This is a genomic window from Staphylococcus sp. HMSC067F07 (assembly GCF_001837405.1).
Classification (GTDB): Bacteria; Bacillota; Bacilli; order Staphylococcales; family Staphylococcaceae; genus Staphylococcus; species Staphylococcus capitis.
In genome coordinates, this window is sequence record NZ_KV832237.1 from 341,599 (window position 1) to 354,090 (window position 12,492).

The 12,492-nt window shown below is 32.2% G+C and carries 13 protein-coding genes; 6 read left to right on the top strand and 7 right to left on the bottom strand.

The window, feature by feature from the left end; all coding sequences use genetic code 11:
• The 3 genes from HMPREF2706_RS11920 to HMPREF2706_RS08580 form a co-directional block, all read left to right on the top strand.
• On the top strand, positions 1-388 hold a 388-nt coding region (locus tag HMPREF2706_RS11920), incomplete at its 5' end, for an LPXTG cell wall anchor domain-containing protein (RefSeq protein WP_141761281.1).
• A gap of 173 nt (positions 389-561) precedes the next feature.
• The gene (locus tag HMPREF2706_RS08575) at positions 562-1,965 is read left to right on the top strand and encodes an NEAT domain-containing protein (protein ID WP_049428009.1); all 1,404 of its coding nucleotides are present in this window, start codon (positions 562-564) and stop codon (positions 1,963-1,965) included.
• Positions 1,966-2,138: 173 nt separating this feature from the next.
• Complete coding sequence (locus HMPREF2706_RS08580; RefSeq protein WP_070862321.1) at positions 2,139-5,504, top strand: NEAT domain-containing protein; 3,366 nt, start codon at positions 2,139-2,141, stop codon at positions 5,502-5,504.
• Positions 5,505-5,648: 144 nt separating this feature from the next.
• Here HMPREF2706_RS08580 and rpmF read toward each other — a convergent pair whose 3' ends face one another.
• Together rpmF and HMPREF2706_RS08590 are read right to left on the bottom strand one after the other, a co-directional pair.
• Positions 5,649-5,822 (bottom strand): 50S ribosomal protein L32, encoded by a 174-nt coding sequence (rpmF, locus tag HMPREF2706_RS08585; protein ID WP_002435373.1) that lies wholly within the window; start codon positions 5,820-5,822, stop codon positions 5,649-5,651.
• 76 nt (positions 5,823-5,898) lie between these two features.
• Positions 5,899-6,453 (bottom strand): YceD family protein, encoded by a 555-nt coding sequence (locus HMPREF2706_RS08590; protein ID WP_002435440.1) that lies wholly within the window; start codon positions 6,451-6,453, stop codon positions 5,899-5,901.
• Positions 6,454-6,579: 126 nt separating this feature from the next.
• Here HMPREF2706_RS08590 and HMPREF2706_RS08595 point away from each other — a divergent pair, with 126 nt between their 5' ends.
• A complete protein-coding gene (locus tag HMPREF2706_RS08595) occupies positions 6,580-7,713 on the top strand; it encodes a nucleotidyltransferase (RefSeq protein WP_049428005.1) in 1,134 nt (377 codons plus the stop codon).
• A 68-nt stretch (positions 7,714-7,781) separates the two neighbouring features.
• Here the strand turns inward: HMPREF2706_RS08595 and coaD are convergent, their stop codons facing one another.
• Together coaD and rsmD are read right to left on the bottom strand one after the other, a co-directional pair.
• Positions 7,782-8,267 carry a pantetheine-phosphate adenylyltransferase gene (gene coaD, locus HMPREF2706_RS08600; protein ID WP_002435417.1) on the bottom strand — a complete coding sequence of 162 codons (486 nt, stop codon included), beginning with the start codon at positions 8,265-8,267 and terminating at the stop codon, positions 7,782-7,784.
• Between the two features lies 1 nt (position 8,268).
• Positions 8,269-8,811, bottom strand: coding sequence for a 16S rRNA (guanine(966)-N(2))-methyltransferase RsmD (gene rsmD, locus HMPREF2706_RS08605; RefSeq protein ID WP_030065228.1), 543 nt, complete (start codon positions 8,809-8,811; stop codon positions 8,269-8,271).
• Positions 8,812-8,878: 67 nt separating this feature from the next.
• Here rsmD and HMPREF2706_RS08610 point away from each other — a divergent pair, with 67 nt between their 5' ends.
• The gene (locus HMPREF2706_RS08610) at positions 8,879-9,268 is read left to right on the top strand and encodes a DUF7147 family protein (RefSeq protein WP_049428004.1); all 390 of its coding nucleotides are present in this window, start codon (positions 8,879-8,881) and stop codon (positions 9,266-9,268) included.
• Between the two features lie 11 nt (positions 9,269-9,279).
• On the opposite strand, the gene HMPREF2706_RS08615 is transcribed toward HMPREF2706_RS08610, so the two are convergent.
• Positions 9,280-9,531, bottom strand: coding sequence for a DUF2129 domain-containing protein (locus HMPREF2706_RS08615; RefSeq protein WP_030065226.1), 252 nt, complete (start codon positions 9,529-9,531; stop codon positions 9,280-9,282).
• A 231-nt stretch (positions 9,532-9,762) separates the two neighbouring features.
• Here HMPREF2706_RS08615 and HMPREF2706_RS08620 point away from each other — a divergent pair, with 231 nt between their 5' ends.
• The gene (locus HMPREF2706_RS08620) at positions 9,763-10,689 is read left to right on the top strand and encodes a glycerophosphodiester phosphodiesterase family protein (RefSeq protein ID WP_030065224.1); all 927 of its coding nucleotides are present in this window, start codon (positions 9,763-9,765) and stop codon (positions 10,687-10,689) included.
• A gap of 228 nt (positions 10,690-10,917) precedes the next feature.
• Here the strand turns inward: HMPREF2706_RS08620 and HMPREF2706_RS08625 are convergent, their stop codons facing one another.
• The gene (locus HMPREF2706_RS08625) at positions 10,918-11,352 is read right to left on the bottom strand and encodes a YlbF/YmcA family competence regulator (protein ID WP_030065222.1); all 435 of its coding nucleotides are present in this window, start codon (positions 11,350-11,352) and stop codon (positions 10,918-10,920) included.
• 19 nt (positions 11,353-11,371) lie between these two features.
• Positions 11,372-12,418, bottom strand: a complete 1,047-nt coding sequence (locus tag HMPREF2706_RS08630; RefSeq protein WP_030065220.1) for a CAP-associated domain-containing protein — start codon at positions 12,416-12,418, stop codon at positions 11,372-11,374.
• Positions 12,419-12,492: the final 74 nt, after the last annotated feature.

Genomic DNA, 12,492 nt, shown 5'->3' on the forward strand with positions numbered 1-12,492 from the left:
AACACCAAGTGGTCAAGATAATCAAGAAAAACCAGATACTAATAATAATGGACAAGCTAAACCTACTACTCCGGAACAAAATGGACAATTAGGTGCTGGTGTTAAACCTGGTACAGTTACTCCTGATCAAAACAACGAGCCTACAGGTGCTCAAACTGGTGGAGACACTGGCGGAAATACTGGTGGAGACACTGGCAACACTGATAGTGATAACAAACAAACTGTTGTTAACGATGAGGTTAAAACTTCAAATGGTTCAAAAGATAAATCTGAATTACCGGAAACTGGATTAAGCGATGAATCAGACTACGCTACTACTGTATTCGGCACAATAACTTTAGCTGCATCATTATTACTATTAAGAAGACAAAGAAAAGAATCTAAATAGTTATAAATTTCATGGCGAGCTAATCTAATCAAGATTAGCTCGTTTTTTATTTTTTAAAATATAATAATGAAATTATTAAAAAATCATTCACTTAATTTCATATTAGTGTATAATATCCTTGTGTTAAATGATAAATAATATCAATAAAAAATTACATAGGAGTTGTTAACAACATGAAACACCAACATAAGAAAAACACACTCATTTTAAATAATTTCTTTTCAATTAGAAAGCTTAAATTTGGAGTAGCTTCAATCACATTAGGTTCAGCACTTATTATTGGTGCACACCATGAAGCTCAAGCCGCTGAAAGCAATAATAGTCAAGGTACTCAAAACTCTACAACTATTGACCAAACTAACAAAAATACGAATCAATCAACGCAACAAGCGCAGTCCAAACCAGCCGATACGGTTGCTACTCAAAATTCAAATACTCAAAATAACCAAGCTACTACGCAAAATGCGCCAACTACTAATACAAACAATAGTAATTCAAAGTCGAATGAACTTTCTCAAACTTTAAATTTCCAAGTTCAAAAAGATAAAACAAACGACGTTTCTCACATGGATCAATATGTGCAGCATCCTGGTAAAGTAATAAAAAAAGATGATAAGTACTACTTCCAAATCACTTTAGACAACGCCTCATGGTGGAAGAGTTTTCGATTTTTCGATGAAAATGAAACTGAATTACCCACTACAGTTGTAGATGATAATACTGAGAAAGATACTAAAACAGTAAATATGGAAGTAACACCAGGTATGAATAATATTATTAGTAAAGTTCATATTGTAATACCTGCTTTAAAATATGATCATGAATATACAACGCATATTGAATTAGAAAGTGTCATCCCTACTATTGAGGACCCAGAACCAACGGCTACTCAAAACCAAGCTAAACAAAATGATAATATGAATGTAGAACAACCTGATGCTGGTAATAATCAAGCTAAAAATGAAAAACCATCAGCTCCGGTAAACCATACTGATACTAATAATCAAAACACTAAAATTGATAGTCAGGACAAAAAAGATAACGCTTCTACAGATCAACAACCTGATGCTAATAAAAAACAAGACACGACTCAAAAGCCTTCAGCGCCTGTAAGCGATACTGTTACTAACAATCAAAATGATAAAACTGATAATCAAGCTAAAAAAGATGACGCTTCTAAAAATCAACAAACAGCTACTGACAAAAAACAAGATACTAAAAAACCGGCAGCTCAAGTAAGCGATACTACTAAAAAGCAAGATGTAAAAACTAATAAAAAAGATGATACTTCTAAAGATAAACAACCTGATGCTGCTAAACATTCTGAAAAACTCGATAAAATACATAAAGACTCCAACGGCCCTAAACCTAAGAAAGACCAAAAGCATGATAAAGATTCTAAAGAAGCCAAAGGAAAAGATTCTGTAGTTAAAGACAATAGTAAATCTAAAACTTCAAAAGAATTACCAGAAACAGGTTCAAAACAAGAATCAAATAGTAACAGTCTAGTATTTAGTCTTATCGCCCTATTATCTTCATTATTACTTCTTAAAAGAAAAAACAATAAAAATATCTAATGACTTACTACAAGTACATCATTATACGATGTACTTGTTTTTTATTATAAAATTAAATCAATAAAATATTTTTAAAATAGTATTCAAATTAAAAATAAATAGTGTATAATACACCCTAAGCTAATTGATAAGGTTTATCAATTAGAAATTTATTTTCAGGAGTGGTTAACACCATGAACAAACAACATAAGAATCATTCATTGAGGTATGCCAATTACTTTTCAATACGTAAATTAACCGTAGGAGTAGCTGCAATCACGTTAGGAACTGCCATCTTCTTAGGTACCAATCATGAAGCTCAAGCTGCTGAAGATACTACTTCCCAAGCTATTACTAATTCGGCTGCTTCTTCTGGACAAAACACTAATACAGCTCACCCAACTGGGGCTTCTACCTCAAGTTCAACTAATCAAAGTGATCAAGCTCAACCGAAAAATACTACTCAAGCTTCATCTGATACACAGAGCACATCAACTTCTCAAAATAATTCAAATAATAATGCTAGTAATACAACTCAATCCGCTTCAAACACTAGTCAAAATGCACAAACTAAATTTCACTCTGCTGATAATTTAAAAGAAGCAATTAAAGATCCAGCAGTCGCAAATCAACCACATGATGAGGGGCCCAGACGCCCTATAGAATTTAGTTTAGAAGGTAGTAGTGAAAAAACTTTCTATATAGAAGCGAGCACAAAAAACCCGGCTGATGTCATATTTACAAGAGATGGCGCAAAAGTTGAATTTGAAGTTCAGACCGCAGATTCATTTGAAAAATTTGAAGTATATAATGGCGATACTAAATTACCCGTTAACCTTGTTTCATTTGATTCAGAAAAAGATTATGCATATGTAAGATTTCCAGTTACAGATGGAACTAAAGAAGTCAGAGTTCTTGCTACAGTAGTATGGGGTGGTGGTACCAACAAAGATTATTATGACGCAAGATTAGTATTTAAAAAGCCAATTCAGAATGATACATCCCAATTCCAAACCCAACAGGAATATGATACTGAGAAGTTATTAGAACCTTATAGAAAAGCTAAAACATTGGAAAGACAAGTTTATGAATTAGAAAAGATTCAAGATAAACTACCTGATAATTTAAAACAAGAATACAAGGAAAAACTTGCTAAAGCTAAAAGTGATTTAGAACAAGAAGTAACGTCCGCTAAACCTGAGTTTGAAAATGTAGAACCTACTCCCAAAACATTAACTGACGAAAAAAATGCTGATTTCGTAGTACTTGAAAGTACTGAAGATAATCCTTCAGTTATGGACGGCTTTGTTCAACATCCTTTTAAAACAGCGACTATTGATGGTAAAAAATACGTTGTAATGCAAACTAACACTGACTCATATTGGAAAGATTTAAAAGTTGAAGGTAAACGTGTGGTGACTATTTCTCGTGATAAAACGAATGATACACGTACAATCATTTTCCCTTATGAAGATGGTAAAGATGTATACAATGCGATTGTAAAAGTTGTAGTTAAAAATATTGGTTATGATGGTCAATATCATGTAAGAATTCAAAATAATGAATTTGCGAAGAAACGTGTTTCAAGTGATTCAACGGAAAATAAATCAACTTCTACAGACACGAGTACTTCAAATGCATCACAAAACAGTGATTCATCTAAAAAAGTAACTGCTAAAGATTATCAAGCAACAACATATAAAAATATTTATAAAGATGTTGTGTATGATAAAAATAAATTACATAAAGAATTACCAATTTTTGTAAGTGGACATTTTAGAAATGCAATTAATAATGAGGAATCATCTTTATACGAAGGTGCTTTAAATCCTAATGTAAAAATTGAAAAATTAAATGATTTATATAAATATACTGTTCACTTACATCCTGGAATTGCTGATGTCGGCGGAGAATTCTATGATTTTGAACTTTTCAAAGTAGAATATAAAGACCAACCATTAGAACTTAAAACAATTAATGAAAAGAATAAAATTAAGGAATTCACTGTAACCTCTAAAGATTTATTAGAGAAAATTCAACTCACAGGAACAACTAAATATCCTGAAAATATTAATAATCCTAATAAAAGTAGAGATCAAGCTCATGACGTAACACTTCAATTATACTATGATAGTGCGCGTCAATTTAATAATGACTTATGGAATGATCCTAAAGAGCGTCCATCTAAACCAGCTAAAACAACTAAACCGGCACCATCATCACAGAATCAACAAACTACTACTCAAACAAACAATAATGACCAATCATCAGTTCCAGATCATGAAGTTGAAACAGCTAAAGTTCCAACTGCTTTCCCTGTAACTATCAAAGGGGATTTGAAATATCAAAAGGACAATGCCCAAGATTCGACATACGCTAATTTATTCGAAAAGGATGTAAAAGTAGAAAAAGTTGGAGACAAATATAAATATACTTTCAAAGTCAAAGAAGCAAATGGTAATTCACTTATTACTAAGAGAACTAAATATCAATTTTCTAAAATTACCCATAATGGTGAAAACGTGATATTAACTGATCAAGGTAATAAAGTTAAAGAAGCAGTTTTAACTACTGATAAATTACTAGATAAAATCCAACTCGTAACTAAAGTGGTATCTAAACTTGATAAAGAAGGAAATGACGTAGCAACAACATTAGTGGTTGATTTCCCTGTTATAGAGAAACCAAAAGCTGATTCTAACCAAACGAACAATCCTACAAATAATAATCCAAACAATAATAATGCAACGACTAACCCTGTAGAAACACCAACAGCTAAACCTAATGAAACACCAACAGCTAAACCTAATGAAACACCAACAGCTAAACCTGCGGAAACTCAAAACACAACATCATCAGTAAAACCAAATTCAACAGAGTTTGAAAGTGCTATTACTACACCTACAGTATTAAAAGATGAAAAAGCCGTTGATTTTTCTATACTGAAAAAATTAAAAGATCAACCTTCTGCAATAGAAAATTACGTTCAAAAACCTATCAAAGTAGCTGTAGATGAAAAAGGCAACAAACTTGTAGTTCTTACAATTAAAAATGATTCTTATTGGAAAGAATTTAAAGTTGAGGGCCAACGTGTAACTACAATAGCAAGAGATAAAGAACATGATACGCGTACTGTTGCGTTCCCTTATGTAAAGGGTCAAAAGGTTTATAACGCATTTGTAAGTATTGAAGTACCCAAAATCGGCTATAAAGGAAATTATGATATTAGAATAATTAATGATGAACCTAATAAAGAATTCGAACCTATTCCAATTCCTAAAAAAGAAAAACCAAATCCTAAGCGTCCAACAAAACTTACAAAGACTTCTTCAAAAACTAAAACTTTAACAGTTACTAAAGATAGAAAATCTGACCAATCTCAAACAGTAACAGTTATTAAAGATAGTAAGTCAAACAAATCTCAATCAACTGACAAATCTAAAACTTTACCTAATACTGGTTTAGATTCTTCTCAAACAACAATATGGGCAAGCTTAATAGCATTCTTAGGTAGTACGTTACTCATAAATAGAAAGAACCGTAAAAGTGACAAACATTAATAGCACTATCTTACAAAATATTAATCAATAATTTATCGTCGGCCTACAGCAATCCCCTACAATGCTGTAGGTCGATGTTTATAATAAATAAAAAATCCAGTAACCTTAGACAGATTACTGGATAAAAATAAATATATAAATTTATTATTTAGAAACGACTTCTTCACCGTTGTAAGAACCACAGTTTTTACATACGCGGTGAGATAATTTGTATTCGCCACAGCTTGGGCATTCAGTCATACCAGGTACTGAAATTTTGAAATGCGTACGGCGTTTATTTTTTCTTGTTTTAGACGTTCTTCTTTTTGGTACTGCCATGATTAATCCTCCTTAAGAATAGACACTTAATTAAAATGTCAGTTCAATTAATACTATTATACCATTAATTAAACTGCTATTGCTCTTTATCATATAATTGTTGTAATTTCTGAAGCCTTGGATCAACTTGCTTAGTTTCAGAATCATCTTCTTGTTCTTTTTGAACTTCAATTAATTGATCTTCATCAATGACTTCCCAGCCATTACCTTCTGTTAGCATTTGATCACTATTTTCAGAAAAGGCGCGCATAGGCTTTTCAATAATTACAAGTTCTTCAGCAATGTCTTTGATATTAATCATACCATCAGTGACAAGATGATAATGTTCATCTTCTTGATCGTCATCATCGGTATAATCATCGTAGCCTTCTAAGTCAAATACTTCTGAAGTAGTTACATCTAGAGGCACATCTACTGGCTCTAGCGTACGTGCACATGGCATAGTATATGTACCAGTAACATGCATATCTGCAATCACTTCATTAGATTTCACTGTTAATAGGCCTTCAACATTTATTTCTGATAGATCAATTAAATCTAATGACTCTTTCAAATGATCAAAATGAGCCTTTTGGTTAAACTCAAACGGCTTACCTTGATACTTTCTCAATTGTGTTATTGACCATTTCATATGGCTTCACCTCTAACAAGCACAAAATTTATTTTAACTTTCCCAACAAAAGTTGTCAAGATTTTTTCTTAACATATATTGTTCTGTTACAATACTAATGATGAATATTGAAAGGACGAAATGCAAATGAAAAGTGTTGGGCTCATAACTGAATATAATCCATTTCATAACGGACATTTATATCACTCACAACAAACTCAACTTCACTCCAATTCAAATGTAACAATTGCGTTGATGAGTGGCAACTTTGTTATGCGTGGAGAACCTGCAATTTATAATAAATTTACTCGTGCTGAAATGGCCCTCACTGGCGTTGATTTAGTCGTGGAATTACCGTTAATAGCTAGTCTCTCTTCAGGAGATACATTTGCTGAAATGGCTATTAAAGTAGCTCATTATTTAGATATTGATGAAGTTTCTTTTGGTAGTGAAAGTGCAGATATAGAAGAATTACAACAACTTGCGTCTACTATTTCAACTTTAGAAAGCCACCCCGATTTTAAAAGTAAACTTAAAGAAGGAAAGAGTTACCCTCGTATATTAAGTGAACTCACTGATCATCATGAACTTATTCAATCGCCGAACAACATGTTAGGTATAAGTTATCTTAAGGCAATCAAACGATTTGCACCACTTATAAAAGCAATGACAATTAAACGTGAAGGTTCACATCATCACCACTCTGAAATACAGCATCCTACCTTTGCAAGTGGAACATCTATTCGTCAGTCTTTAATAAAGAACGATAATGAGTGGAAACGTGTGGTTCCTGAATCAGTACACGCTTTGTATCATAAACCTCATGCTTCAATCGAAGATACATTCCCTTTCATTAAGTATCAACTTATGGTGCAAGATACTGAGGCTTTAGCATCAATATACACTGTAAATGAAGGCTTTGAGAATCGTTTAAAATCTATAGTTCAAGAAAGTTACTCGTTCAAAGAACTAATGGAGAAGCTTAAAACGAAACGTTACACTTATACTCATATACAACGTGTGCTTATGAATGTATTAATCAATGTACGTGCTCATAATGTAAAAAAAGACATCGACGCTGTTAGAATTTTAGGAATGAACGATACTGGTAGAAATTACTTAAAATATTTAAAAAATAAATTTCCTGAGCGTCATTTTATCACTAACATAAATAAAAAAAATGCACATTATTTCCAAAATGAAATTAAAGCTACACAAGTGTATAATCTTATCAGCAAACAATCTCAAACAGATTTCAACACACCTATCATACGCAAATAAAAACCATTTCAACACATACCCTTACTGATTGAATTTCGTTCAGTAAAAATTGTTGAAATGGTTATTTTTTAAACATCAAATTTATCTTTTAATGCTTTCTCAACATTTGGTGGTACAAATGCTGAAATATCTGCTTTATAGGCTGCTACCTCTTTTACAATGCTTGAACTAATAAATGAATAATTTGTGCTTGTCATCATGTACATTGTTTCAATATTATTATTTAACTTCTTATTCATGGAGGTTAAACGTAATTCATATTCAAAGTCACTGACTGCACGTAGACCTCTGATAATCGTTCTTGCTCCTACTTGATCACAGAAGTCGACTAACAATCCATTAAAGTGATGAACTTCTACATTTGATAAATGTTGAACAGAATCTCTTATTAAATCAATTCGTTCTTCTAAATCAAATGTTCCACCTTTGCTGCTATTTTTTAACACACATACATGAATTTCATCAAAGCGATCGGCGCTTCGCTCTATAATGTCTAAGTGTCCATATGTAATAGGATCGAAACTACCGGGAATAACTGCTCTCGTCTTACTCATTTTATTCTCCTTTTTCAAGTAACAAAGTATCTGTCAAACCGTAATGATAACGCTTAATCACTTGGAACGGCTCATATTTAATATCCTCATGATTACTAAACTCACAAACGATAATACCATTTTCTTTTAATAAATTAAACTCCGAAATTCGCTCAATTGCTTCATCAATTAACCCCTTTTTGTAAGGAGGATCTAAGAAAATGACATCAAATTGAATATCACGTTTAGCAAGTGCTTTTAACGCTCTATCGGCATTATTTTTATATACTTCAGCTTGAGGCATTAAATCCAATTGATTTAGATTAGCTTTGATGACTTTAACAGCCTTAAAGTTTTGATCTACAAAAATAACTTTTTCCATACCACGTGATAAAGCTTCTATGCCTAATGCTCCGCTTCCTGCGAATAAATCTAATCCTAAACCTGAAACTTCATGCAAACTGTTAAAAATGCCTTCTTTTACTTTATCCATAGTAGGTCTTGTATTTCGTCCTTCAAGACTTTCTAACGCTTTACTTTTATGTTTACCTGCAATTACGCGCATCGCTCACACTTCCATTTCAATAAGTTATTTAATATAATTTGTTGTATTAAAGGAGACTGATTAATTTATGAAACAATCGTTTATCAAAATCGGTGAAGGTTTAACAGATTTATTTGAATTCACTACCCTTATCGAGTTCAATTACCCTCGTATCAATCGCATCATTTACTTTCATTCGCCACAATCTGAGAAACAACTATCTTCAGTAGCAATGATTATGAATCCGACATCTGGCAACCACTTTCAAGCTATGTATATCATGGTTAATGCTTTAAACTATCCATATCCAGATGGAAATAAGAAATTTGAAATCATTAATACTGAAGCTGAAAAGTATAATATTCCAATTGTAGGCATTGATGTTCAACCACCAGAAACTTACCCTGATATAGATTTATATTTTAACTATCTTATCAGCGTATTACGTCTACAACGCTGGATTCCACCATTACAATAAAACATGAGTGTTTATAGCACTTCATGTTTTTCCTTCTCATAAGTTTTCTTTAAAAACTTATATGGTGACCCATCAATATCTCTCACATATTTAAGCTGCATGAGTTTATGTACTACATTATCAGCATCTGCTTCATTGACGTACATCACCACATATTTTCTTTGTCTATTTGAATGAACAATATGTCCATATTTTCTTATTTGTCGTTCGTGCTTAATATGTTTTAAATAAATAATTAAACTTACTCTAGGAATTAAATTCATATCTTGCTCACTCCATTATTCATACATAAGTAATCATATCACGTCTATGTTTGTATTGAAATGACTATGATTGTTCTTGAAACACCCTAACCACTCTATGTAAGTTTATCCTTACGCCCACTATTTTTGAAAATGAATACTATTATGATTATACGAAATGAAGATACTATACTTTTAATAATAAGAAAATATTTGTTAAGCTATGTCTAATAATAAAGAGGAGGCTCATAGATGAGTAATAATAAAAGATGGTTAGTCAAAGGTTCTTTAGCAACCGCTGGTATCTTAGGAAGTTTGTTTTACTTTAATAAAAATAAAGCACCTAAACAAGTTAAGTCTATTCCAGCATTCTTTTCAGGACAAGCACCCTATTTATTTGCCCATAGAGGTGGGATGGCAGTTCGTCCTGAACAAACTCAATTAGCATTCGACAATGCAGTAGAATATGGACTAGACGGTTTTGAAACAGATGTACGTTTAACTCAAGATGGTAAATTAATTGTCTTTCATGATGCGCTTGTCGACCGTACTACTAATGGTTCAGGTAAAGTCAGCGAACATACTTTAGAAGAATTGAAACGTCTAGACGCAGGCTATCATTTTACAGATATTAATGGCGCTACACCTTATCGCAATGATCCTCATGCCAAAATACTTTCATTTGAGGAATTATTAGAGATGTATCCAAACATGTATATCAATGTTGATTTAAAAGATGCACCTAATACGTATGAAGGTCGACTTGCTCCTGAGGTGATGTACAATACTATTGTTAAACATCAAGCGCAAGATCGTGTGCTCGTAACAAGTTTTCATAAAACTCAAATTCGACGCTTTGTTGAGTATAGCAATGATGAAATAGCCGTCGGTGCTAGTCAAGCTGAAGTAGCTGAAGGTTTCTTGAAATTTAATAGTATGCTTGGAAATACATTCACGCCTCAAGCTGATACATTTCAAATGCCAACTGAGTTTAAAGGTGTGCCGTTAACGTCTAAACGCTTTATCGACTGGCTAAATTTAAATAATATTGTTCCAGGTTTCTATGGTGTGAACAGCATTGATTTAATGACAGACCTTTATAATAAAGGCGTTCACACCTTAGTTACAGACCGCCCTGACTTAGCTAAACAATTTAAAGAAACCTTACTTAATAAGTAAAACACTATTGCTTTAAACTTATCGATACAGTAGAGACTTTATATAAAATAATATGCATCCTAAAGTTAGATTTTCAACTCATTGTTATAAAAGCATTTCATTTCAAATAGACTCATCATCACAAATCAAATCATAATTAAAAAACACTTTCGATGACATTTTTTATTCATCGAAAGTGTTTTTATTGCTAGATTAAATACTCTCTTCGCGTCTTCTTTATATATATATTTATAATGAACAATTGCAAGATCCACCAGTTGCACACCCATTATGACCTGTTTGGAAGAATGGATTCCCCGCTTCAATTTTCACATTTTCCGAAACTGCGAATGCAATTTTTGTCAATACTTCATCAATTAAATCCTGTAATGCGACTTCCTTTGTCTTATATTCCATGACAACAGGTAACATTTCGTATGCACGCTTACGTTGACGTGTTTCCATCATAATTCTTTTATAGTCAGGGTGATATTTACCAAATCTCATGACATCATCGTATTGATCTTTTGACTTTAAAAATGCTTGATAAAGTAGATGTGCTTCGTCATCATTTTCTAAATTATCTTTAGCATATTGATAAGTTTGATATACGTCTGATTGAACAATCATATCAGATAAATTTTCTATCTCATCTAAAATGGATAATGTTTCTTCAGTAATCATATTCTCACCCTTTCGTATTTTACTTTTCCAAGAAAATTAATGAATAATAATCTTTCATAACCTCTCCGCCCATTTCGTCATACTTATTATTTAACATACGAGAGCGGTGGATATCTGAGTTCATCCAACTATGAATTAAAGTTGGTACATCATCAAAATCATACCCTACGTTCTGACTCGTTGATGTGTAGGACACATTGTTTTCATCGAGTTGTTGTGTCAATGCATTCTCAGTGAATTCGGCACTATCAGTACCCTTTTCAGTTGCTTCATACAAGTTAATTGAAGCTATATGTGCAATATCGTCATTAATTTTTAGAGGTTTTAACCCCTTTAACTCTCTCATTTGATTAGTGACTTCATAAAGTGTAATGAGTTGATTCGGGTTCTGTTCAAACGGTGTTGCTTTATCTTTAGAATCTGAACTGTCACCTTCATCGGTATTTAATTTATATGGTTGTAGTGCCGCTAATGTATCTGAATCTAAAAATCGAACTGCTAAGATTTTGTTTGATTCTTGGTCAGAATAAACTTGTGCGTAGACATTACCATATTTAATTAATGTTTGAGTTTTCATATCTTCATCTGACATTTCAAATCGATACGTCTTACCATTAGATTGTATCGTTGGTTCCGGGTTAATGCTTGTATTTTCAAATAGATGTGAGGCACTCTCACCGATAGTTAACGGATCAACTTTGACGTCTTTTCCGGTTGCATAAACTGAAGTAATAATATCTTTCTTAGTACTTACGATATAATATTCATTATCTTTTTTGAATATGTAATTTTTATAACCATATTTAAATGGATATGTACGATCAGCTTGACCATAGTGTTTAGTCATAAATTTAATATCCTTACCAATCCAAGTACCAATGCCATGTTTAGGTTTAGGATTTTCAACATTCTTATTAGACTTTTGGAATTGTTCTGAATGATTACTTTTATTACTTTTATTTGGATTCTCTAATACATCAAATTTAAGACGTGGTGAGTAAAATAAATAAATTAAAAAAGTAATTAAAAAAATAACACCTACTACTTTGATAACTAACTTTTTCATTACTCACCCACCTCTACAGAATTAAGTTTATTGTACAAAAATAGTCTATTATTTATCAAGACAAGCGATTAAAC